This is a genomic window from Chryseobacterium taichungense, assembly GCF_900109935.1.
Taxonomy (GTDB): Bacteria; Bacteroidota; Bacteroidia; order Flavobacteriales; family Weeksellaceae; genus Chryseobacterium; species Chryseobacterium taichungense.
Window position 1 is genome coordinate 59,857 of sequence record NZ_FOBV01000010.1, and the last position, 24,785, is coordinate 84,641.

The window sequence follows — 24,785 nt, forward strand, 5'->3', positions numbered from 1 at the left end:
ATGCTTATAAAAAATATAGAACAGCGAATCAAGATCAATAAGATCGTATCCTTATCAGCCATTGTCTTTGCGGTCTTTATCGTTATTGCTGGGTTTTTCTTTTCCTACCGGATGATCCAGGATTCCCGCAGATCCATTTATGTTCTCGATAATGGGGTTCCCGTATTGGCTAAACAGACGGATGTGCTTTTGAACCGGCCCGTAGAATACAAAGCCCAGATCGAATTGTTCCACCGCCTGTTTTTCACACTGGCTCCGGACGATGCTTATATCAAGGAGAATATTCAGAAGTCATTGTATCTCATTGACGACAGCGGAAAGAAGGAATACACCAATCTCCGGGAAAAAGGATTTTACAACCAGATCGTGGCTTCCAGCTCAATGGTCAGCATTCACGCTGATTCGATCAGCCTCAATGTGGAGCAAAACAAATTTCAATTCTTCGGTAAGCAGATGATCACCAGAAAATCTTCGGTCATAACACGAAAGCTCATCACCGAAGGATTTTTTGAGGACATCATCCGAAGCCCTAACAATCCACACGGGGTGTTGCTTAAGAACTGGCGCATCATCGATAACGAGGAACTTTCCAATCAAACCAAAAATTCGTATTAAGATGAATGCTTTTATAAAACAAACCGGCAAAAAGTGGCTGGACCTCGTGGCTAAAAATCCGAAAAGGTTCTTTACCTATTCGATGATCTTTCTTTCGGTCTCATTTATAGGATCGCTGATACAGGGAATCTTCTTTCCTTCCCAAAAGACCTTTACCATTAAACCGCCTGTTCTCTATTCCAATACTGGGATAAGTCAGAATTCAGTTTCTGTCCAGAATAAGGAAATGGAAAAGATCGTTGATGAGCTGAAGTTGCTGAAAGAAAAAAAAGACCGGAATGCACTGCAAAAAGAAGACAGCCTGAGAATAGAGTTTTTGTTTAATCGATTCCAGCAGTTGAAAAATAGCCGGTAGTACCGGATAATGTTATAAAAATTAAAACGCAATGAAGAAAATAGATTTCAAACAGAAAAAATATGTGCTGCCGCTCTTAGCGCTGCCCTTCCTGCTTCTTTTCGGCTATGTCGGTGCGGAGTTTACCAAAGAGGAAAAACCCAAGGACAAGCCTAAGGAGCTTTTCTTTTCATTAGGCGAAAGCAAGGATTCGATTATGAATAAGAATGATGCCTATGATGCATTTTTCAAAAGAGATGACAACCGGACAATGCTGGAAGGACTGGATAAGGAACAGGACAGCCTGCTAAGTTATGATGACCAATTATCACTGGCTCAAAAAAGAAAAATCGATTCGCTGAAAGCAGTATCCTCAAGACAGAATCAATACCAGGGCAAAGGAAATCCTTCATCCTACTATGATTCAAAGAAAGGCAATGAGGATAAGGACTATAAAAAGTCGGCGGAAATAATCCGGATGCTCAATGACAGATCGTATGGAAATCAGGAAATTAAATACGCTGATACACCAAAAGAAAAAACACAATCGGTCCAGCCAGATCCCGTCAAATACCTAAGAGAGCAGATGCTTGTAATGGATTCGTTGGAAAAGGCCAGAGACCCGGAATACCAAAGCAAACTGGCGGCAGAACAACGGCTCAAAGCCAATAAGGAAAAGATGGAAGAATTTCTTAACTCTACCTTTAATGTCAGCAAATCAGGAATCAACAATGTGTTCAATGCATTCTATAAAGAACAGGAAAACAGCTTTATCAAGGCAGTCATTGACGAAAACAACAAAGGCTTTCTTGGCAGCCGGATAAGATTCAGACTATTGGAAGATATTTTTGTGGGCAACCGTAAAATCAGCAAAGGTTCTATTCTCTATGGGCAGATTTCCGGATTCTCCATGCAAAGGGTTGATCTTAAGATCATATCGGTGTTCACCCGGGGAGAGATTTTTCCGGTCAACCTCTCCATCTATGATGTGGATGGAATGAAAGGCCTGTATGTACCGCAAAGCGTTTTCCGCGATATGATCCGGGAAATGGGCAGCAATTCGGTTCAGGGAACGCAGATGGATGTGGGCGGACAGGGATTCTTTACCAGCATCGGTTCCAAGTTGTTTACTTCCACCTCGAAATCCATCGCTAACCTGATCAAAACCAATAAAGCCAAACTGAAATACAACTCCTATGTATTCCTGATCGATGAAAAACAGCTTAAAGAATCACAAAACCAGCAAAATAAATAAAATGATGAAAACATTATTATACAGCCTACTGCTGTTCACCGCAACATTGTTCACTGCACAAACTGCCACCCCTGAGCAGATCATTTCTGATCTGCCGGAACTTGAGATCACGGAAGGAATCAACCTGCATATGATCTCGCCTGAACCGATTCAATATGTTGACCTTTCCACCGATAGGCTGACCGGCGATCTTCCAGCCAGCAATATCGCAAGAATTAAAATTACCGATACTGGTATTTCAGATAAGGACAAGAAGAAACAATCCATCTCTTTTTTCAGCGGAGACACAGTGGGTATCATCACCGTTGTCGGTCAGTCTTTCATCGCACAGTATAAAGCGGTCTACAGAAGCCCCGACAACCTTAATACCATTACTAACATCCACATTCAGCCCGAAGCGATGCAGCCCATCGAGTTTGACAAAATGAGCTTCTCAAACCGTGAGCTAAGGAAATTTGCCTTGGACATCATTCAGAATAAGACCGATAAAAAACCAGTCAGAACAGAAAACAACCTGAATCTCAGTATGCAGCTTAACAATGTATATGTGATGGGTGATTACATCTTTCTGGATATGACCTTTAAAAATACTTCCAATCTAAGCTACGACCTGGAAGCGCTTAAGTTTTCCATTGAAGATAAGAAGATCCATAAGGCGACCAACAATCAGAGCATTGAAATGACACCGGTATTTCAGCTAAATCCTCAAAAGCACTTCAGAAAAAACCTAAGGAATATTTATGTATTTAAAAAATTCACTTATCCGAACTCGAAAGTAATGATGATCCGGTTGATTGAGGAACAGCTCTCAGGAAGGACCATTGAAATGAAAGTGAACTATTCGGATATCCTTAAAGCGGACACCTTCTAACAGGCTAGGCCTGAGCTAATTTTTTAAATAAAAAGAAATGCAAGAGCAACAACATCAGATCAAAATCTACGGATTCCTGCAAAAGGCAGTTTATGCGGTCGTTGCATTGGATTGTGCTTCGCTGTTTTACCTGAATGCGGATGTTCCGGTCGTGTCTAATCTCCTGAAGAACTTCTCGAAGATGAGCTTTATTTATCCACCCATTAATGCTAAGTTTGCCACACTCCTTTTGATTGGGTTGGTTGCTATCGGCACGAAGGCTAAGAAAAAGAAAGATCTCAACCTAGCTAAGGAGATCATCGTCCCAATTGTCTTGGGACTGGTAATGATGTTCTGTTCCCTATTATGGCAGAAGGAAGCAGGAGACACTAAGCTTCCAAAAGTCTTCCCCGGGATGAACCTGTACCAGGTCATTTATGCAGTTCTCTCTTTTCTGGGTGCTGTAATTCTTCAAATGGGCGCAGACAGCATCTCTAAGTTGATGCAGCAGAAAATGGGGAAAGACCGGTGGAATGTGGAAGAGGAATCTTTTGACCAGAACAAAGAACTGGTCGATACCGATACCAGCATTAATATTCCTTATTTGTTCCGTTACAATGCAAAAATCAATAAAGGCTGGATCAATCTTAATCCTTTTCGCGGAACTATGATCATCGGAACGCCAGGCAGTGGAAAGTCATTCGGCGTGATCAATCCTGCCATCAGGCAGATGATCGCCAAAGGTTTCTGCTTGTGCATTTACGACTTCAAGTTTCCGGATCTGGCCCAGATCGCCTACTATCACTATTTGATCAAAAAAAGTAAAGAATCGGGATATAACCATCAGTTTCACGTCATCAGCCTGAACGAGGTCGAGAGATCAAAAAGGGTCAATCCTTTTCATAAAAAGTATATCCAAACACTGGCAGAAGCACAGGAAATGGCGGAATCGATGGTATCCTCACTACAAAAAGGCGGAAGCAGCTCCGGCGGAGGATCGGATGCATTCTTTACCCAATCTGCGATCAACTTCCTGTCATCCTGCATTTATTTTTTTGCCACCCTGGAAAATGGGAAATACTCGGACCTGCCGCATATTCTTTCCTTCATGAACCGTAGCTACCAGGAAATTTTTGACACGCTGTTTACCAACGAAGAAATTGGTTCACTCCTTTCTCCCTTCAAAACGGCATATGACAATAAAGCTTTTGACCAGTTGGAAGGACAGATCGGGACTTTGAAGATCTTTCTTTCCAGACTAGCTACGAAAGAAAGTTTCTGGGTTTTTTCCGGTGATGAAGTGGAGCTGAAAATTACCGACAGGGAAAATCCTTCTATATTGATTTTAGCTTCAGACCCAGGAACACAGGATATTAACTCTGCGCTGTACTCTTCGGTACTGAACAGAACGCTGCGTTTGGTCAATTCCAAGCACAATCTGCCGGGAGGCATTATTGCTGATGAGTTTCCGACCATTTATATCCACAAAATAGACAACGTGGTCGCAACAGCAAGAAGCAACAGCGTTGCCGTGTTGCTAGGGCTGCAGGAAATTCCTCAGCTCCGGCAGTTTTACAAAAAAGAAGTAGCAGACACCATATCTGCCATTGTCGGAAATATCCTTTCCGGTTCGGCCAGGGACAAGAATACACTGGACTGGCTGGAAAAACTATTTGGTAAGATTAAGCAGAAATCCTATTCCCAATCGATATCACAACAGGGAACAACGACCAGTATTAATGAGAAAATGGACCACATGATACCCGCCGGAAAAATAGCCGCATTAAAAACCGGTGAAATGGTTGGGATGATTGCTCAAGGCGAAGAAAACGATACCGACGAATACAAGACATCAGCAATTCATGGAAAGATCAATCTGGATATGAATGCCATCAACGAAGAAGAGCAAAACTACGCTCCGATGCCGGTCTACTATTCATTTTTGGATAAGAGGGGAATTAACCGCAAAGAGGAAGTACTGATGAGCAATTTCCGGAAGATCAATAAGGAAGTGGAACTCATCGTAAATGAATTTATAAAATCAGCTTCATGAAAACATTTATAACATCCTTTTTGATCGGGTTGCTTTTTTCTTTTAAATGCTCTTTGTATGGGCAATTCAACACACTGACGCTTGGATCGCCAAAAAAAACAGAGAATCTGGCCGTTGTAGAAAAGATGGAAGAGACTAAGGATTTGAAGCAGAAAAGCGACAACAGATTCTGGAAGGCTATTTTTACCACCATCTCCAAAGCAGACCTGAAAAGAGAACTGGACTCTTTGAAAACAATCATCAAAGATAATTCAGACAACAACGACAAAAAATGGAGAATACAAAAAATCCAGGACTCGTTGATTTTACAGCTGCAAAGTCAGTTGATTAATAATGAACAAAAACGATCTTTTTCTATAAGAAGCAATGACTATGAAAATGAAACCGGAGAACCAAAGTTTTCAAAGATCGCAATGCCATTAAGTAGATCTGTCTCCGTGACATCTCCTTACGGAATGAGAATACATCCAATATTTGGACAATCAAAAATGCATAACGGTATTGACCTGAAAGCCCGCTATGAGAATGTGTATGCCGTGATGGATGGTGTGGTTACCGCTGCAGGATGGGATCTCAAAGGCGGCGGAAATTATATCAAAGTAAAACATTTCAACCGTTTTGAAACAGCTTACCTGCATCTCTCGGAAATCTATTACAAAGTTGGGGAGCTGGTAAAAGCCGGATTCATCATTGCCAAAAGCGGCAATTCCGGAAACTCCACCGGTGCGCACCTGCATTTCTCAGTCAGGGAAAACGGGAAACATATTAATCCTATCCGTTTTCTCAATGACCTTACTGAAGCGAATTAGTGGCTTGCAACATCCTATCAAAATTAACAAAAAACATCATCTTATGGAACATCACAATTTACCCACCGAAGACCTCAAAACCTACGGAATAATCAATGAAGACCTGACTTTTTCAAAAAAGTTAAGCGCTGACGACATCCAAAAGTTTCTCCAAGGCTATACGATTGTCGCTGATAATGACAGGAACCGCGCTACTTTTCAGCTTACCAATAACAATACGCAGCTGAAGGTCATCTTTCTGGAACGGGACAAAAGACTTGCGGAAATTCTGGAACAAAGCAAAGAAAAAGTCCAGTACACGGACATCAAAGACCTGTCAAAGACTCCCAACGAATGGAATATCGAAAAAAAAGCATTCATCTTCGATAAGGAAAACAGCAAAACAGTGGAATTCGATTTTATTAAAAATGCCACTGAGCTCACCGCTATTATTGCCGATCAAAAGGACCTTCAGGAACTCAGCCGCTATAAAGCCGAACTGCAGAAGCTGAAAAATTACCGCCACGATAAAATCGACCAGTACCCGGAAATCGCCAAGGAAATCGCAAATGATATGAATATTGTTTCCAGGGAACTTAATGCCGTGACGAGGATAGCTGTCGAAGATAAAAGAATTAACAATAGTAATTCTGATGTTCAACTCAATGTCAATGACAGGGATATGTATGAAGATGCCAACCGGATGCGGGAAAATGAGGAACAACAGCTGGATGAGAAACGAAGATTCAGAAGATAAATTCTTTGAAAGTCTTGATGCTTTCAAAAATAATAAAACACCCTATTTCAAAAATGTAACAATGGATCTATTTGAAAATTACCATCAACTCTCCAAAGAATTGCAGGCAGTCCTGGATAAATGGCAGCAAAAAGAAGCCAGCACAGGACTTGATTATAAAGATTGTAAAGCGTTCCAGGAGGAATGTGAAGCGGTTGGCTATACCTTCGACTACCAGTTAGATGGCCAGCCTTTCGATTTACGTCCCATCAACTTGCAAAGTCCCCGATTACAAGAAGAGGATGATCATCTTCAGAATTCAGTGGCTATTAAAGCAGGAAATAATCTTAGCTGGTATGATCAATATATTACGCCGCTGTCAAGGGCTTATAAAGATTTTATAAAAGAGATGGAGCATACTTCTTCCGAGCATTTCTTCCGTGACGGAGAACGGAAATTTACCGCGCAGGAGAAAAAATTTATGCAGATTTACGCTTACAGAGACATACGAATTCTAAACGAGGCAGATCGGCAAAAATTAATTACCGATACCTGGGCGAAAGAACTGAGCAACAGGACGGAATTAAGTGCCGGTATGAGCTATGCGCAGAACGATGAAAAGCAGGCTTATCATTACCGCAAGTATGAAGCGGAAGCCGCAAAATCGGATGCAAAAGAAATACCCCATACCGAGGAGCCGGACTATGAAGAAAACAGGAAGCCGGCATCTTCCCTACCAGCGGGCTGGAATTGGTTCGATTACGATGATGGAAGCGGTTCCCTACAAAGTCCAACCGGCGGGAGTTACTATAGCTATGATCTGCAAACCCAGGAATACCACTTACCGTTCGGCAAAAATGAGTGGACAGGTATGAAAGACCTTTCTGAAAATTCAGCGAGCCTGAACGAATTTAAAGTTTTCGCAGAAAATGACCTGAAAGAAAAGGCCGTACGCAACCATATATCTCCGAAGCTTTCCGAACAGGAAATTAATGATCTGCTTCATCACGATAATAGTACAAAACAGAAAAAATTTTTGCTGAAAGATCTAAACATCACCCAACACCAAAGAGAGAGCTATCAGGAAGAGATGGAATTCGGAACTACAAACGGAGACTACTCACTCACTGAACATCAATTAAGACAACTGCCGGATTTCATTGATGGCCATTATCTATCTAAGAATGATAAATACGAGTTGGCTTATGGATTACTTCAAAAACAGCAGTATGCAGAAGCCTACTCCATCTTGCCTGGCGGTGAAATTATCAAAATGTTCCTGGATGAAGAAGAGATGTCAGCATACAGGCCAATAACAATGAATGAAATACAATATAACAATCAAAATCCAAACATTATGGAAACACAAAAAGATTTCGACCAGGTACAATACCTGAAGGACCAGCTGAAATACCTCGGTTTTGGAGAAGGCGAACAGCTTCACAAAGATTTAGAAAAAGGAATTGCTGCTAAAAAACAGCAGTTTGAGATTAAAACCGGTTCCGATAAAGCATCACCCGGCAACCAGGTAGATTTCACGCTGAAATTCAACAAGACAGAAAGAGGGGGTATTTTTCTCAATGCCTACCACGCCAAACTCACAATGGAGAACAGCGAAGATCGTTCCCACAATTTTCCGGTCAGCAGGGATAATAATTTTACCGCTAAGGAAGCCATTAATCTTTTAGAGGGACGAAGTGTGAAGACCGAGTTTCTCAACCCTAAGACCCAGGAAGAAGCAACCGCCTTTGTTCAGTTTGATTTCGGTCGCCCTAAAACTGAAAAAGACAACTATTATTTTCAGAACTTCCACGAAAAGTACGGTGTTGATACAGCGAAGATCGTGGACAAAGCGGAGCTGGTATTTGACAAGCCGGAATGGAAAGACAACGCGATAAAATCTCTGGAGAAAGGAAATATTGTCAAGGTAAAATTCAAACAGGATGATTCGGTCATAGAAGGCAAAGCTGTTCTCGATCCCCAGAACCGAAACCTTAAGCTCTATGACAACGATATGAACCGGCTTAATACCAACAAGCCTTTGGAAGGGCTGGAACAGGATCATAAACACGAAAAGAATAACGTGAAAGAGCAGAGCATCAAGCGATAAGAGAAATACCTGACCCTAATTCGAAAGCGGTAGGTTTTGTGATCTGCCGCTTTTTTTTTAAATCAACACGATGAAAATAAAATTGACACGATTATCCATTGCACTGATGTTAATCCTGAGTTCCTGCCACCAAGAAATTAAATCCGAGAAAGGCGGAATTGATATTATTTCCAATGTCTATTTCAACGCTTCCAAAGGACTGGACGAGATGCAGAGTTTTCATATTTCCAAAATAAGCTATTCTGAGGATGATCTGATAGAGATCGTTCCCGACCGAAGCTTTCCGGAAATGAGTAAGCAGATTTATTATATCAATGATTCTCTATGTTATCCGATAGGCTCCGAAAGAAAAACCACCATATTATCAGAGATTGCCTTAAAACAAAAGCCATTGCTGGTGTGGCAGAAGAAAGAAGGTGCCGTATTTTCAAAAGAATGGATACCGAATTACCGCAACAGAAGAAAATTATCTGATACCATTTTGTTTGGAAAGCAGTACAAACGCTTCGAGATCAATTCGCCCTGGAACTATACCCGTTTCTATATCTACCCCACCGACACCATCCTGCCCTACTCATTGTACCGACACGCTGAACAGGATTATCACGGAAGGCTGGAACGTATCGACTCTTACAATAAAAAGAATGACATTTTTGTCACCCTCCAATTGATCCCTAGAAAAAGCTGGGATGAGTCTGCCCGGGAATTATTTGAGTTTAATCGTTTTGTAACACGCACTAAAAATGAGTGACGATTTAGAAATAAATGATGACATTACTGTCATTGAAGGAAGTAAAAATGAACTGATCCTTTTCGCAAAAAATGAGGATGCTAAGTCGTTCCAAAAACTCTTAGAGCTTAACGCGCAGTCCAATAGCAGAACCCTTGTCATACTTAATGCTGCTATTAACAGTAAGAGATTTCTTAATCGGTTTCAAAACTTTGATGGTAAGATCTTTTTGTGTCTTGAGGCAAACCGGACAGGCGATGCGGCAACACTTAAAATCCTAATGGAATTTAAGGAAAATAATATCAAAGACATCCGGAAAATGTATGACATATCCGCTAATGGAAATAAGGACCTGTCTCAATATCTTCAGAACAAATTAGATGATGTTCATAAAAACAGTAATTTAGTTACATCAAAAGAATCAGAAAATGCAGCCACTACTACTAAACCAAACGGAATATCCGACACTCAGCACCTGGAATCCGGATCTGCTGGACGAGATTCTGGAAAACCTCTGCAGGACAGCCAATCCGAGCAAACAGGAAATAACGCAACAGGACAAAATGTGGGCAGCTCAAATGCTGGAAATGGATCTTCAGGCGCAGAGCGGAGCAATCTCGCAGCCGGTGAAAGAGGAAGAGGATCCGCTGACAAAACACAACCGCACGATGCTGAAGAAAAACCTTCCGTGGGCAGAATCGTATTCGGGCGAATTGCACCCAACACAGGAAGATCCGACAAACAAGTCCACAAGATAACCACTAATGTTGCAAATGCAGCAGAATTAGACGGTCTTATCTCTAAATATAAAGGTCAGAAGCTGACCAACCAGCAAGTTGCAGAAGTCGCTTCAGCAGCTTGTTTTATTTCCGAAAGCAAAGAGGTTCTTTTTAAAGATGGCATTGCCATTACCGATGAATTGAAAGACATCTGCAATCAGTTCAAAAGCGGCGGTGTCGCAAAAGAAGGTCGTGGTATTCTTGACGAGTATTACACGGATCAGAAAATCGTAGACGCCGTCCGGAACCTCATCAAGGAACAGCTCAAAAACAGGAAGGAAATAAGCGTTTTGGAACCGAGCGTGGGGACGGGCAATTTCTTGTATGCGGTCAAGGAACTTTCCTCTAATAAAACTATTTCAGCTTTTGAGATCAATGAGACCACTGCGAGGATTGCTAAAATACTTCATCCTGAAGCTACTATCAATCTCCGTTCTTTTGAATCTGAATTTATTGACGAGAAGGGAAACAAAAAAGAGCTCTCTCAGCAATACGATCTGGTTATCGGTAATCCGCCTTATGGGGAACATCGTGGCCTCTATAAAGGGTTGGGTGAGGAACCGAAACTTTCCAAATATGAAGATTATTTTGTCAAGCGCAGCCTTGATGTTCTGAAAGACGACGGAGTCCTGGCAATGGTCCTCCCATCCGGCTGGCTCAATCGCAAGAAAGATCTTGAAGATGCTGAACTGCTTAAAGCCTTCCGCTTACCAACCGGAGCTTTTGCGGGAACACAGATCGGAACAGATATCGTTATCCTTAAAAAGTCCTCGCAAATAATCAAGCATAATATCTCCGATTACTTTGAAAAAAATCCGGAAAACATTTTGGGCGAGATTCGTGAGAAATCGAATCGTTTCGGCCGGATGGAACTTTATGTCCACGGAACTTTGGACGATGCATTAGCCAGGCTACAAAGGCTTGAAACAAACAAGCAAACCGAAAGGATCGGGAATCTTTTTGAAGATCTGTTGTCAGAGCCTCCAAAACAAACGGTAAATCAGCATTCTATTCCTTTGCAAAACAAAGATAAAACCGAATCGATTTCTGAAGGTATAGCTGATCCGGAAAAAAATGATGTCAGCTATAACGAAGTCCGGGAAAAGATTGAAACTGTTCTTTCTAAGCTTAATACCGTAAAATTTAAATCGCCAGCTGTTCTGAAAGAAATTGATAAGTACAAAAAGCTGCAGTCCGAGATAGAAGAACAACCATGCAAATTTTCAAAGGACAGAATTAATGAAATTCTGAAAAAAGCAGATCGGTTTATTAGTTCCCATAAAGATAAAAACACGGAATACAGGGTTCAGACGAAACCTGAACTTAAAAAAGGAATCTTAAAATATCTATTCTCCAAGGCTGACGATGTTGTTAATACTTCAATTCAAAACAGCTCCGATATTACTCAGGAACAAATTGATGCCTTCCGGGATACCAATTATGATGGCACATTGAACAATTATGGGAAACATTATCAATTCGCTAATTACTTTGATGGTAAGTGGGTTCACGATTTTTATTATGGAGAAGGAAATATTTATTCTAAGCTTGAGCAGCTGGAGATAGATTTCAAGGATAAATTGGCTGTCGGAGGAACTGAAGACCAATATAACAAGCAGCTGAATCTCCTTCTTAATGTGCTTCCTAAGCCAAAAACCTTTGATGAGATTTTTATAAGCCCCAATCACGAGTTCGTCCATCAATTTGCATTGGGACAGGTAGAAAAAGAACGGTACAACTACAATACTAAATCAAATGAAGTCGTTGTAGTGGATTATAATCTGGCTGAAAAATTTAAAGATTTTGTCGGGACTTTAGCGAGTGATGCCTTTCAGGGTTCTTCAGCCTGGGAGGTGCGTCAGTTTGTCGATAATGAGACCGTAACGGGAAGTGATAAGGAACGAAATGCTTTAGTCCGGGACAGAAGAAAGGCTGCAGCCAACGATCTCTTTCAAAAATTTATCCTGGAAGAATTATCGGATGAGCTTAGGGAACGGTTTGTTAAGGATTTTAATAGAAATTACAACAATATCTACGTTCCGGACTATTCCAGATTCCCCTTGTTTTCTAAAATCTATAAGAACTTCAAAGGTTCAGAATTAAAATTAACCGAGGTTCAGAAAGCAGGCATTGGTAGACTGACAACGAAAGGTGTTGGCTTGCTGGCACACGAGGTATGATTCGGAAAAACACTTTCGGGTATCCTATCGATGCACGAAGCGATGGAGCGGGGAAATTCCAGGAGGCCGTTGATCGTAGTTCCCAACGACAGCATACTGAAGCAATGGGTGGAAACCATTTTTGAAACAATACCCGATGCGAAGGTCAATGTGCTTGGCAATCTGGGTAAGGATTATGATCTTTCAAAATTTGACAACAAGGACGGAGAAATTACCATCGTTACCTATGAAGGCTTCAACAACATTGGTTTCTCGGAAAGCATCACCCAGGATCTGGCATCAAAGTTCTCATATATCTCCGAAAGCGAACTTCGTAGCGTAAATTCAATTAGTGAACGGGATTTTCAGAAGGAATTAGAGAAGGGCAAAGAGATCGAGGGTAAAATGAAGCGCGGGAAGATCTATGACTGGGAAGATTTCGGCTTTGACCATCTGACTTTTGATGAAGTCCACAATGCCAACCACATTGTCGGTAAGGTTAGAATTGAGGATCGAAGATTTTCTTCGGATTTCAGAAGCCAGAATCAACAGACATCCAAGCTGGGGATCAATACCTGGATGGCAGCACAATATATTCAGGAGAAATACGACGGAAGAAATGTTACCCTGCTTTCAGCAACACCTTTTACCAATAAACCGCTGGAATACTATTCCATATTATCGCTGATCGCCAATAAACGGCTTGAAGAATCCGGCTATTTCAATGTCAATACCTTCTTTGAAACTTTTATGGAGGCGGATACCGATATGGAGATTGATGCGAAAGGTGATGTAAAGTTTAAAGCCAATGTCCGCCGGTTCAAGAACAATTCTTTGTTTCAGCAGCTTCTGTCTGAATTTATTGACATCAAGGGTGAAGAGGATAATCCAGAATTGATCCGTCCTAACAAGATCAACAAAGAATACAAGATTGAGCAAAATGAGCTGACTCGCGAGCAATATGATCTATTGACCGAGAATTTCAGCGAAACAGAAAAAGGAGCAATTCTCACTCACATTCTGAATGCAAGGCTGATTGCTATTTCGCCGTATTTATCGCCTTACTATGAAGGAGAATTTCCATCCGTAGAAGAATTTATTGAAAACTCACCGAAGCTCAACGAAACGATGAACCTCATCCGGCAGAATAAAATAGACATTCCGGACGCCGGGCAGATCATTTATTCGGAGTTAGCTGTTTCGGAATTTCCACGGATGAAAGAATACCTGGTGACGAATATCGGTTACAAGCCCGACGAAATTGGTATTATTACTGGCGCAACATCCAAGCCTCAAAGGATATCGATTCAGAATGATTTTAATTCGGGAAAAATTAAAATCATTATCGGCAGTGAGGCCATTCAGGAGGGAATGAATCTCCAGGAAAACACAACAGATCTGTACCTCCTTTCCCTACCCTACAACTTTACGACCTTAAGGCAAGTGGAAGGCCGTGCCTGGCGGCAGGGAAATAGGCACGAAAATGTCAGGGTAAATTTTATGCTTACCAATGACAGCATTGACGTTTTTATGCTGCAGAAATTACAATCAAAGCAAGCCAGATACCTGGAAGCAATGAAAAAAGGAGCGGATGTACTGGACATCTCTGATATCAGTACGCAGGAACTTAAAACTTCTATTATCACAAATCCTGAAACACGGGCTAATATTGAAATTGAATTGCTGAAAAAGAAGATCGAGAGTGAGAAAAATAAGCATCTGGCGGATATTGCCTTCGTCCTTAGAAAACAGGAAGATTTTCTAAAAGTGAAGGAGATGGTAACCAAGGCTGAACAATCTTATAATCGAATTTTAAGCTATACTCAAAATCCAGACGAAAATACCGATTACTGGAAGAATCAACTTCCATCTTACCAGAAAACGATTGACCTGGCTAAAGCGGAAGTTCAGAAAACAATCGAGCTCTTAGGTGAAAAGGGGGTTAATGTTGCAGAAATAGAAATTCAAACTAAAAATACGGAAGAGAAAATTGCTGAATTAGATAAAAAATTAGAAAATCTTCCTGAGATTAAACAACATTTAATTACAAAATATAATATAAAGAACGAGATAACATTGAGTTCGAAGCAAAAAGTCAGTGTCATACAAGAAAGATCTCAAGAAAATTTAAGAATATTTGTAACGACCGATAAAAAATTAAGTCTTAACAATTCTGCAGCTCCTCTGCGAAATGAAGAAGGAAATGGGTTAAGGCTAAATACTATGGTTTCTAGAAAAAGATAAATCAAACTTGGTGGCAGCTAATTATTTCAAAAAAGGTGGTAATCCTAAATTTTGTGAACTAAAATTTATACTAGCATTTTTGTAAAGGTATTTTTTTACCTTTAGAAAGAAGATTATATACATTAAAAAAATTACCTGATGATCCAACAAACACATCAAATCAGTTTTCATTTTTTCGACGTAGGAGGTGGAGATGCTATTTATATAAGATTTTTAGGCTCTGATTCCTATTGGCATAACATATTGGTCGATGGCGGGTATGGGAAGGAATATAAAAATGCTTTCGGACCTTTAATAAAAGATCTAATATCAAATAATGAGAAGATAGACAACTGGATTATCAGCCATGTTGACCGTGATCACATTGGAGCAGTACTGGGCTTTGTGAGAGATATTAAAATCTTGGATAAGCATGAAGTTGTAAAGAATTTTTTGTTTAACCATTCACCTGAAGTAATACAGGCTTCTAACGGCAAGATTTCAGTAGGTGATGGTATTAAATTTAGAGATTATCTTTCTGAAAAAAATCTCCTTTCGACAGTTCCAATTAATACTAAAACAATTCCTGTTGAATGCTCTGGATTTAAAATGACCTTCCTTTCACCAACCCCTGAAAAGGAAGCTGCAGCAAAAGAGTTATGGAGGGTGGAAGAAACTAGTGGTAAAATAGGCAGACCAGAAGACAAATCGGATCACAAAAAAACGATAGAAGAACTAAAAACTGCCAAATTTATTGAGGATACAGACCCTATCAATGGCAGCTCCATTTCTTTACTAGCTGAATTCGGAGACTTGAAAGCCTTATTGCTCGCAGATAGTCATCCTTCTGATGTAATTGACAGTCTTTCTGCTTTGGGATATTGTAAAAAAAAACCAATTGAAGTTGAATTTATGCAATTGTCTCATCATGGAAGCAAAGCAAATACAAGTTCTGAACTTTTAGAAATAGTAAATACCAAATGTTATGTTGTAACGGGAAACGGCATACATAACAGACATCCGGATAAGGAAGCAATTGTAAGATTATTGACAAAGGACAAAAGAAGTTCAGAAATTTTAAACATTCATTTTGCTTGCGACACAAAAGATTTAAGAAATATTTTTGATGTGGATGTAAATGCATGTGATAATCATAAATTTGAGTGTAGTTATGCGGAATTAGGCCCTGAAAGTAAAACACTTGCCTATTTACCATTAAAAGATAATGTATGAAAAAAAATATACAACAACTTGCAGCTGTTAAAATATCCAGCAATAAGGAGGTAAGTACAGCAGTAATATATTTTCCGGATCCAGATGTAGAATATGTTTATGTTCTTACGGCCAAACATTGTTTAACAGGAAAGAATTTTGATAAAGAAATAATTAAAACGGGAATCGTTTTGGATGAGATTTTTAATGAAGAAACATCAACATTCCATTCTTATACTTTAGTTGATACAGATATTGTCTTGGTGTCTGAAAGCGATGAAGAAGATATGGCATTATTGATTTTGCCAAAAGAAGATATTATCTCACTTACCGGCAAACAATTTTTTTGCCAAGTTATCGATACTAATCAATCAATTGAAAACTATCAAATAAGAGGATTTGCGAGTTTTAATAATCAAGATAAGGATCGTTATTTTCCCTTAACATTTAATGAGGATGAGAAAGCAGACCCAAAGCACTTCTCTCTTAGGTCAGAAGAACCTTTAGATACCTTTGATGCAAGAGCATTGGAAAATGTTAGTGGACTATCCGGCAGTGGAGCTTATTCCATACTTTATGATAATGTTTATCTTACAGGAATTATCCATAATTATGAAGATAAAGACATTTTTATAGCAACAAAAGTATTGGCTTATAATAAATTATTGAATAAGGTAGATAACTTTCTACCCATCCCTTTAACAGTGCCAGAGACTAATAAGGAAGTTGTCAGCAGCTATTCAGAAATGGAAAAGAATGAGAAAAAGACCATCGAAAAAACGAATGAAACAGTAGGTGATTTTAACGTGCCACGTGACAATACAAAGCTTTTGCAATCTTTAAAGAATAATAATTTAATTGTGGTTCATGGAAAACCAGGAGTAGGAAAGTCGGCTTTGACCAAATCAGCGGTATCGAATTTAAAGCTATCAGGTGATCACACTATCTTAACATTTACAGCTGAAAATCTTTATTGTGAAACATTAAGCGAAGCTTTAAAGAATTCAGGATGCAATGCAAGTATGGAGCAAATTCTTGATAGTCCATTGTCTAACAAATATTTTTTATTTTGGATAGAGAGTTTTGAAAAATTATTGGAGTCCGGAAAATTTGGGGCATTTAAAGAATTACTCCAGGTACTTAAAAAAAGTAAACATGCTGGGGTAGTTTTAACAATGCGGGATTACCTTATCCAGAATTTTAGAATTAATTTTTATACTGAGCTGCCTGATAATATAAGCTATTTACAAGTGGATGAATTTAATGATCAGGAAATTGCAATGATTCGCGAAAGGTTTCCCGAACTCAATTCTTTACTTGATAATCCTAAAATTAACCATTTATTACGTACTCCTTATTATTTAGATAAAGCTTTAAGAATCTTACCAGTACTTTCAGGGGAAGAAGCTTTAGATGAAAAGCAGTTTAAAATTTTAATGTGGAAGCATATTGTGGAAAATAATTCCACAAAGCGTGGGAATGTTTTTTCCGATATTTGTGTAAAAAGAGCGATTGAAATGACTCTTTTTACAACTTATACCGCAGATGAAGAAATAACCAATGAACTTGTTCGCGATAATATTCTCCAATTTGATAATACGGCGGATGAACCTTCATTTTGCCCATCTCATGATATGCTGGAAGACTGGGCTTTAATTAGATATATACGAAAGCAAAAATCTATATCCACTAGCGCCAAAGAGTTCCTTCTTACATTGGGTGTTACACCCTCACAGAAAAGAGCATTTCGGTTGTGGATGGAAGAACTCTATATAAGCGAGCCTGAAGAGTCAATTACTTTTGTACATGAACTTCTTAATGACCGTGATTTATCACAAACTTGGAAAGATGATTTACTAATTGTTTCTCTTAGATCTCCTCACGCAAATATTATCTTAGATAGTTTAAAAGATCAATTTCTGCATAATTCAGGCAGCTTGCTTGAAAGAATTATTTTTTTACTTCAGACAGGATGTAAAAAGATGGATCCAACTAAAAGAGACTTTGATCACTTACTTCCAGCAGGAAATGGATGGGATTACATTATAAATCATATTAAGGATAATTTTTCTGAATTAATAGAAATTCCTGGATTTGAAACAAAATATCTTACATTGATAGTTTCGTGGTCTGCACAGCTAAAAGAGTTTAATCAAGATATGCTTCCATCTGGTGCAAAAAGCGCTGCGTTTCTGCTGGAAGATTTTATATATAGATCTCAAGCAGTAAAATCAACGGGATATTTTAGAAAGGCTGATTATTCTTATCTCAAAATTTACCTAGATATTCTTTTTAAGTTGACTGAAGCAGACACCGTATTAGTTGGTAATTTAATTCAGTCATGCGTAAATCCACAAGAAGCTGATACGAGATGGACGAACCAAGCTATTTTATCTAAGGTTAGAAATTATATTATTAATGGTTTGACCTCTGATCAGATATGCCGTTTCTTTCCAGACGAAGTTCTGAAAATGGCAACCGAAAAGTGGGCTAAGAAAGTTATACCTCGCTCAAAGGGTCATTTCAGCGGTTGGTACGACAAAAAACCAAAACATAACGATTTTGGATTAGATAAAGATTTGGACTATGACTATGAATTCCCAAGCGGTTATCATACTTTTTTTTACTGGATGTTTTTATATCATCCAGTACAGGCACTTGATTTTATCGTTCCATTCTTGAACACAGCCTTTGACTACAACTGGAAGATATTGTCTGCAGATGATGATGGATTAGAAGAAATTAAGATTAAATTTGAGAACGGTACAGAGAAAATGTACTACGGTACCACTTACTACTGGTCAATGTATAGAGGATTTAATGTTGATAATCGAGTTTTAACCTCTTTATTAATGGGATTAGAAAAATCTTTGTTAGATTTAGGAGAAAAAGATTTAAAAACTGTACAAAATTATCTGAAAAGGCTGATCTTGGAATCCAATAACGTTGCCGTACTAGGAATTGTTTCAAGTGTTATTCAAGCATATCCGTCTGTGCTAGATGAGTATTCTGTCTCTTTACTCGGAATTCCTATTTTTTTTGAATGGGACTCATCCAGATCAACATCGGAAATGATAGATAGTTCATTTTATCCGGATGATGATTTTGAAAAGAGAGAACGTATAACGGAAAACAACAGATTCCATCGTAAAAAATATTATGTTGGTTTGGTTGGTTTTGTAGCACACTATATTTTTTATGAGCGAAAGCTTAATGATCTTCTTTTTAAACAGATAGATAGTATGTGGGAAAATCTGCATCAAGATAACATTGGTTTTAAGAAGTTTTTATTTGACATGGATGCTCGCAAATATGCCATTAAAATAGTGGAAGAGCAAGGAGAAAATAAGCTTATACAATTAACCCCTGGTTATGATACAGAAACTATGCAGATGGTTAGTAGCTTTGGGCAAGAGGAATATCCTCCTGTAAATGCTGTGTGGGCTAGAAATGCTTATAACAATGTAACGATGTCCAATCACAATTATGAAACTTGGAAAATCGGTTATGAGTACATACTAAAATTAGAAGGTAAACCACATTTCATGGTTACACCTATAACTATGGCAGCAGTTGCGTTGCGTGATTTCGCAGATAATCTTTTACCGGATGAGCTATCATGGTGTTGCGAAACCGTTATAAATCTTGGTGAAAATAAACTTTTAGATAAAGACGCTTATCCAATGAATCTAGATACGGTGGATAGTGATCCTGGTTTAAGAGGTTTATCGTATATGTTTAAGTATAATCTTGATGTTTCATTTCAATTGAAAGTAAAGGAACTGATTATGCGCTTACTGTTAAAGGAAATGGACAAAAGGGATCGTCTTTCACTATCAGCAGGTATATCTCATGACTTATCAGTTTATCAGCCAGAATTCGTAGAAAATTGTTGGTTTGGATTACTTGAATTTGCTACGAAAAAGAAACATCTCAATCAAGAATATAAAAGAAAAAAAGCCCAGTATAACCGGGAAGAAATAACATTAGAACAGTTAAATGAAACAGATCACGATTGGTTTGAAAAACTAGTGATGTCAGTGCTTTCAGGAACAATCACTGCTCCAGAAACAAATAATACTTCATTAGATATGGCAACACACTGGCTTCTAGACGAAGCTGTATGTATTATCCCCTGGAAAACTGATGTTCCTGAACAACATCAATTTATACAGGAAATTTTAAAGATGCATCTGGAATACTTAAACGATCAAAAAGTAGATAGTTATTCTGATTACCTTGACAGTAGAAGTGTATTTATATTTTTTTATCCAAGATATCTGTTAAGTCAGCCACTTGAGTTTTCGAAACCTCTTTTTACTTCTATTTTAGATTTAACAGTAAGCGTTGAGCAAAAAATAAAAACGGATAAATCTCAAGAATTTATTTTTAAACTAGTCAAGGAGTTTATTTTGGCAAGAGGAATTGACTTAGGAAAGTTTTGGGCACTTTGGGAGGTTTTGAAAGATTGGTCTTTGAAGAATATGAATGGTACCTTTTTTCCTTTTTTATTATTAGATATTGACTGGAAGGATAGTGTAGAGAAATGTAGCTTTATCGAAGGCAGACATTTGTTTTATAAAGACTTGATTACAAATTGGGGATTTAACAGAATTAATTCTTCAATAAGATTCTTAAACGGTATAGCTTTTTATAATTATATGCCTGAATCTATATCGTGGATTGCACTGATGCTTAAAACGGAAAAATCTGTAGAAGCAGATTATAATCTGCTAAATAATTTCATTGAAAAAGCTTTTTACAAATACGGTGCAAAGATAAAACGAAACAGAAGTGCCTTGAAAGATTTTCTATTTATCCTAGATTTTCTAATTGCGAAAAGCTCCACCAAAGCTTATATGCTAAAAGATGAGTTGCTTCAATATAAATAAATTATATAATTTTTTGCCTGCGTAAAAATAAGGTCGGAAAATAACTTTCCGACCTTATTCTAGCTATAAAATTTCCCATCAGATTGATATCCTTCGGGTTTGATAAAAGGTAATTCTTCAAGTTCTATTTTCTCCCCTTTTCGTACATAATATTTACCAATATGCTCATCGTCTTGTCCCATCAGATAGTGGCCTGTCAATCTTTCCAGCCATCCGTACACTACGGCTCCTACAAACTTTTTGTAATGCCGTTTGTCAGCTAGCGGAGTATCATTAAAATTTTCCCTCTCATTTCCTGTTAGATGAGCTTGAGGATTTTTTGAATGATCATATTTCCACCACACAGTGATCATCAGTTCTTGGTAGCTAATCTCTCTCCAAAGAATCGCACAATTCTGTCCAAATAATTTTGTCAAAAAATGTCCATCCATATCTCCAGCTTTTCCCGGCTGTTCCTTATCAACATCAAAATTGATTTTTTTCTGTTTTAAAAGTTCATTAATCGCTGCAACAATTAAATTTCTATAAGGATCTTTGTTAAGAGCCTTAACAGTTTCCTGTCTTTGAATTGAGGCAACATTTTTTAATTGGTTTTGAAAGTTTTTCCAGGAATGAAAACCACAGTTTATAGAGGCTTTCTCTAAAGCTTCAGCGTGCGTTATGCTTTCTGCTTTTTTGATTGATTTCGCCATACGCTTGATATATTCAGCAGTATGGCCCTTAATTTTTAAGACCATAATAACTAGTTTAAAATCGAAAAAATGACACCTGCCTCTCAAGTTTTCAAATTAAAAACTCGTTATTGGTATATAAATTATTACTACAGCACTGAAACAGTTTCGCTAAGACAAGTGGCAAGCTTCTGTAAAAGCTTTAAACAAAGGTACATTTTTTTCAATTACTACGAATATTTTTTGAGAATTTAATTGTCGTTTCTTGATATTAAAAGTTTAGAAGTTAAGTATTAATGCTTTTTGTATCATGTCTTTTTGGTGAAGATTCTATTTTTTAATTAAAATTATTCTTGTTTATACATTACATTTTATTTTTAAAATTTTGATACTTTTAAAATAAAAACGTATCTTTTAGTATAAAACTTTTACCTGTGGAAGATATCGACCTAACCAAAGTAAAATATTACCCGGACCGATTTTATATTTGTCTTGATGGATTCGACATCGAAAATTTAACAACTTTCCTTAGCGATCTAAGTATTGGCGAACAGCAGTCTATATTCATACATGAATACTATCATTATTTGACTAACATAGCAACTTTCGCAGGAATTCGTCAGTTTGCTCTAAACTTTTGTGACAGATTTAAAGCAACAACTATATTAGCGGTAGCAAAAGGCTTGGATGCATTTCCAATAAATACAAACAACCACCAAAATTGCGCGGAAATGGTAAAATATTGGGCAGACGCTCTTGAATTACTTAATGACGATGATATTGATTATAATGTTATACAAGAAACTGCAAGATCACCTAATAAAAAATTTTCTATAAGTTCTATAGAAATAATAGAAAAACCTATGGATGTTTTAGTCGATGGAAATGTTATAAGTGGAGGCCGAAAATTTATAGCCATTTCTGTATGTGGACTATCAAGTATTAAATCTTTTAATCTGACCTTTGGAGCGATAGATGAATTTCTAAGTTCAGCTATCGATGAATATTTGTTTGAAAAGGACATGTCTGATGTAAACCCTAGCATATTAAGCAATAGGGCATTTTACCCTTATTGTTTTTTTGATGAGTTATTTAAATTTTATGGAATATACCCGGCTTCAGCATTTGAAAAGATTATTATAGGGTACTTTTCGCTAAACTCTCCTAATCCTCCAATCACTCTTATAAATATTCTGAAAAAACTTCAGAATGGAGCTTATAATGAATTTAAGAAGAATCCTGAAGATTTTTTAATGACTAATTTTTTTGAAAATTCTCAATATGAAAATGTTTTGAATTATATAAAATCATTTGCTGATCAATGTTTTGAGCAAGGAAGAATTCATATAGCTCAAGCACTTTATTACTATTATGATAAATTTTATATGTCTCAGAAATTAAAAGAAAATGATTACTTTTTCTTTGTAAGACCGTTCTTTGTAAAAGCGGAAGAGACTTTGAGGATGAAACAGAAATTTTCACTTTCACTTTCTAGAATAATAAATCTTTTTAGCCCACCAGTAATCTTAAAAGATAAACAATTCTTTTATATTGATAAACTAACATCATTCGGTGAGTCTACAGTTTTAATATTAGCTACATACGAAATTTTAGAAAGTATTAAAACGAATAAGATTGCTAAAAGACCACCCAATCTTAAAGCTAAATATAATTTTCCTGATGGTGATCCTAATTGCGATACTTTCGAGCTTTTTACTCCACCACCCATATATGGTACTGCATTCCGATTAGCACTTAATGAAATAGGTTTGTATGGTCTGTATCTAAAGGAACTTGAAGCAAAAAAGAATAAAGACAATTAAGTAATACTGCCAGCCTATGACATTATCAAAAAGACACCACTACATTCCTCAATTTCTTATCAAAAGATTTGCAGACGAGGATAATATGCTTTATATATATGACAAAGAAAAGAATGCTTTCGCCAAGGCAAGGAGAAGTCCAAAGTCTGTTTTCTTTGAGATGAACAGAAACACCCTATACCTTGACGGAGTTCCTGACGACGGCTTGGAAAAACTTTATGCTGAACTTGATGAAATGTTTTCAAAAGATTTACAAGAAATAACAAGTTCAGGAACAATTACTGAAGAGGCATTAACGTCTATACTATTTATGGCATCATCAATGAAATGGCGCTTGCCAGCAAATGATAATCTGTTTGATGCCAAAGACAAGGAATATCCCTACGAAAAACTACCAGTTAAAATTACTATTAAAAAAGACGATGGAATAGATCATATAGAAGCGATGGAATATCTAATTAATTCGAAATTTTTCAAAAATACAAAAAGATTGATTTTCCCATTTCTTCCTTTTTACGAAAATCTTGCTATAAGCGAGGAAAAATTACTTCGTGTTCAAAATAACAGTTATGTAAATTCTAATACAAATATAATTTCAATATTAGGAGATGTTCCCTTAATAGAAAGTGACATTAATAATCTTGATGATTTCGGAAATTTCATTTTGCCACTTGGTAATAATGAAACTTTTATTTGTACTGATTCCCAAGAAAAGAATGTAAAAAACATCGCTTTCTATTTAAATAAAGATTTAGCAATGTTTCATCAGGCTCAGAAATATGTTGTATGTAAGGATAAAGAATATCTTCAGAAGATAATAGAAACTTACAAGCATCTTCAAAATCAGGGTCAGGCAGAAATGATCAATCGTTATATATTTCAGTTTGTATAGGAAGAAATTGAAGATATAGTCGACCGTCTATAAGTTAAAATTAGGTTCTCCTATTCATTCACTATAAATAAAGTTAAATTTTAATTATATTTGGTCATAATTGGTCTTAGGTATATTGAAAGAATTTAATTTTATCGGCAATAACAAGAAAAGTAATTTGAAAGTTTACAACCGAACAAAAATTGACTTATATTTGCAGTAGTAAAAGACGCTAATATTCTTTTTTCTTAGTGACCTATTCAGTGACCTATTAAAATCGAGAACAGCATAAGTCCGATTAATAGGGTGTTTGTTAAAACACGTACAAGCCCCTCAGGACCCACAGAAATCTCTCTTTTTTAAGGGAGATTTTTTTGTTTTATAAATGGATAGTTTTAATGCTAATAAATAATCATAATAAATAAAACGTCCAGAAAAACTGAGTGTTTTTATACTTTAAATAGACTTATTTATTATGTCCGGGCGCATAATTTCTGGCAGATTTGTTTCCTGTTGCTTTTTTAACCTGCCCTGGAGGCAATCCTTTATTTCCATTGGATTTTACGGCAACACATGAACTGAAAAGCAGTCCTATTATTATAGCAATTCCGATTTTCTTATATACTTTCATAATCTCACAAATTTAAAATAGATATTAAAATAGTATGCCAATGAAAGTTATTA

15 protein-coding genes and 1 pseudogene are annotated in these 24,785 nt (G+C 37.4%); 14 read left to right on the plus strand and 2 right to left on the minus strand.

The window, feature by feature from the left end:
- The 12 genes and pseudogenes from traK to BMW64_RS17820 all read left to right on the plus strand — a co-directional run bounded on the left by traK (position 1) and on the right by BMW64_RS17820 (position 20,736).
- The gene (traK, locus tag BMW64_RS17765) at positions 1–615 is read left to right on the plus strand and encodes a conjugative transposon protein TraK (protein WP_078797577.1); all 615 of its coding nucleotides are present in this window, start codon (positions 1–3) and stop codon (positions 613–615) included.
- Between the two features lies 1 nt (position 616).
- The gene (locus BMW64_RS17770; protein WP_078797578.1) at positions 617–970 is read left to right on the plus strand and encodes a hypothetical protein; all 354 of its coding nucleotides are present in this window, start codon (positions 617–619) and stop codon (positions 968–970) included.
- 31 nt (positions 971–1,001) lie between these two features.
- A complete protein-coding gene (gene traM, locus BMW64_RS17775; protein ID WP_090001565.1) occupies positions 1,002–2,204 on the plus strand; it encodes a conjugative transposon protein TraM in 1,203 nt (400 codons plus the stop codon).
- A 4-nt stretch (positions 2,205–2,208) separates the two neighbouring features.
- Positions 2,209–3,075 carry a conjugative transposon protein TraN gene (gene traN / locus BMW64_RS17780; RefSeq protein ID WP_078797588.1) on the plus strand — a complete coding sequence of 289 codons (867 nt, stop codon included), beginning with the start codon at positions 2,209–2,211 and terminating at the stop codon, positions 3,073–3,075.
- A 37-nt stretch (positions 3,076–3,112) separates the two neighbouring features.
- On the plus strand, positions 3,113–5,107 hold the full coding sequence (locus BMW64_RS17785) for a type IV secretion system DNA-binding domain-containing protein (protein ID WP_090001567.1): 1,995 nt from the start codon (positions 3,113–3,115) through the stop codon (positions 5,105–5,107).
- Entirely contained in the window at positions 5,104–5,916 is an 813-nt protein-coding gene (locus tag BMW64_RS17790; protein ID WP_090001570.1) for a M23 family metallopeptidase, read from the plus strand. Before BMW64_RS17785 ends, BMW64_RS17790 begins: the two co-directional genes overlap by 4 nt.
- A 43-nt stretch (positions 5,917–5,959) precedes the next feature.
- Positions 5,960–6,652, plus strand: coding sequence for a hypothetical protein (locus BMW64_RS17795; protein ID WP_090001700.1), 693 nt, complete (start codon positions 5,960–5,962; stop codon positions 6,650–6,652).
- Positions 6,567–8,741 (plus strand): hypothetical protein, encoded by a 2,175-nt coding sequence (locus BMW64_RS17800; protein WP_228400956.1) that lies wholly within the window; start codon positions 6,567–6,569, stop codon positions 8,739–8,741. The genes BMW64_RS17795 and BMW64_RS17800 overlap by 86 nt, the downstream gene beginning before the upstream one ends.
- A 70-nt stretch (positions 8,742–8,811) precedes the next feature.
- Positions 8,812–9,492 carry a hypothetical protein gene (locus BMW64_RS17805; RefSeq protein WP_090001572.1) on the plus strand — a complete coding sequence of 227 codons (681 nt, stop codon included), beginning with the start codon at positions 8,812–8,814 and terminating at the stop codon, positions 9,490–9,492.
- A pseudogene (locus BMW64_RS21140) lies at positions 9,485–14,653 on the plus strand (Eco57I restriction-modification methylase domain-containing protein). The gene BMW64_RS17805 and the pseudogene BMW64_RS21140 overlap by 8 nt, the downstream one beginning before the upstream one ends.
- Positions 14,654–14,791: 138 nt before the next feature.
- Positions 14,792–15,865 carry a ComEC/Rec2 family competence protein gene (locus BMW64_RS17815; protein WP_090001574.1) on the plus strand — a complete coding sequence of 358 codons (1,074 nt, stop codon included), beginning with the start codon at positions 14,792–14,794 and terminating at the stop codon, positions 15,863–15,865.
- Positions 15,862–20,736 (plus strand): NACHT domain-containing protein, encoded by a 4,875-nt coding sequence (locus tag BMW64_RS17820; protein WP_090001576.1) that lies wholly within the window; start codon positions 15,862–15,864, stop codon positions 20,734–20,736. The genes BMW64_RS17815 and BMW64_RS17820 overlap by 4 nt, the downstream gene beginning before the upstream one ends.
- Before the next feature lie 59 nt (positions 20,737–20,795).
- On the opposite strand, the gene BMW64_RS17825 is transcribed toward BMW64_RS17820, so the two are convergent.
- Positions 20,796–21,473 carry a hypothetical protein gene (locus BMW64_RS17825; protein ID WP_090001579.1) on the minus strand — a complete coding sequence of 226 codons (678 nt, stop codon included), beginning with the start codon at positions 21,471–21,473 and terminating at the stop codon, positions 20,796–20,798.
- Between the two features lie 368 nt (positions 21,474–21,841).
- On the opposite strand from BMW64_RS17825, the gene BMW64_RS17830 reads away from it, so the two are divergent.
- Together BMW64_RS17830 and BMW64_RS17835 are read left to right on the plus strand one after the other, a co-directional pair.
- Entirely contained in the window at positions 21,842–23,230 is a 1,389-nt protein-coding gene (locus tag BMW64_RS17830) for a hypothetical protein (RefSeq protein WP_090001581.1), read from the plus strand.
- 16 nt (positions 23,231–23,246) lie between these two features.
- Positions 23,247–24,122, plus strand: a complete 876-nt coding sequence (locus BMW64_RS17835; protein ID WP_090001584.1) for a DUF4238 domain-containing protein — start codon at positions 23,247–23,249, stop codon at positions 24,120–24,122.
- 445 nt (positions 24,123–24,567) lie between these two features.
- Here BMW64_RS17835 and BMW64_RS20780 read toward each other — a convergent pair whose 3' ends face one another.
- Positions 24,568–24,732, minus strand: coding sequence for a hypothetical protein (locus tag BMW64_RS20780; protein ID WP_177175320.1), 165 nt, complete (start codon positions 24,730–24,732; stop codon positions 24,568–24,570).
- Positions 24,733–24,785 lie beyond the last annotated feature (53 nt).

What these genes read in the sequence shown, in the direction of transcription:
- traK (WP_078797577.1), top strand. Translation starts at nt 1, where the DNA reads ATGCTTATAAAAAATATAGAACAGCGAATCAAGATCAATAAGATCGTA.
- BMW64_RS17770 (WP_078797578.1), top strand. Translation starts at nt 617, where the DNA reads ATGAATGCTTTTATAAAACAAACCGGCAAAAAGTGGCTGGACCTCGTG.
- traM (WP_090001565.1), top strand. Translation starts at nt 1,002, where the DNA reads ATGAAGAAAATAGATTTCAAACAGAAAAAATATGTGCTGCCGCTCTTA.
- traN (WP_078797588.1), top strand. Translation starts at nt 2,209, where the DNA reads ATGAAAACATTATTATACAGCCTACTGCTGTTCACCGCAACATTGTTC.
- BMW64_RS17785 (WP_090001567.1), top strand. Translation starts at nt 3,113, where the DNA reads ATGCAAGAGCAACAACATCAGATCAAAATCTACGGATTCCTGCAAAAG.
- BMW64_RS17790 (WP_090001570.1), top strand. Translation starts at nt 5,104, where the DNA reads ATGAAAACATTTATAACATCCTTTTTGATCGGGTTGCTTTTTTCTTTT.
- BMW64_RS17795 (WP_090001700.1), top strand. Translation starts at nt 5,960, where the DNA reads ATGGAACATCACAATTTACCCACCGAAGACCTCAAAACCTACGGAATA.
- BMW64_RS17800 (WP_228400956.1), top strand. Translation starts at nt 6,567, where the DNA reads ATGACAGGGATATGTATGAAGATGCCAACCGGATGCGGGAAAATGAGG.
- BMW64_RS17805 (WP_090001572.1), top strand. Translation starts at nt 8,812, where the DNA reads ATGAAAATAAAATTGACACGATTATCCATTGCACTGATGTTAATCCTG.
- BMW64_RS17815 (WP_090001574.1), top strand. Translation starts at nt 14,792, where the DNA reads ATGATCCAACAAACACATCAAATCAGTTTTCATTTTTTCGACGTAGGA.
- BMW64_RS17820 (WP_090001576.1), top strand. Translation starts at nt 15,862, where the DNA reads ATGAAAAAAAATATACAACAACTTGCAGCTGTTAAAATATCCAGCAAT.
- BMW64_RS17825 (WP_090001579.1), bottom strand. Translation starts at nt 21,473, where the DNA reads ATGGTCTTAAAAATTAAGGGCCATACTGCTGAATATATCAAGCGTATG.
- BMW64_RS17835 (WP_090001584.1), top strand. Translation starts at nt 23,247, where the DNA reads ATGACATTATCAAAAAGACACCACTACATTCCTCAATTTCTTATCAAA.
- BMW64_RS20780 (WP_177175320.1), bottom strand. Translation starts at nt 24,732, where the DNA reads ATGAAAGTATATAAGAAAATCGGAATTGCTATAATAATAGGACTGCTT.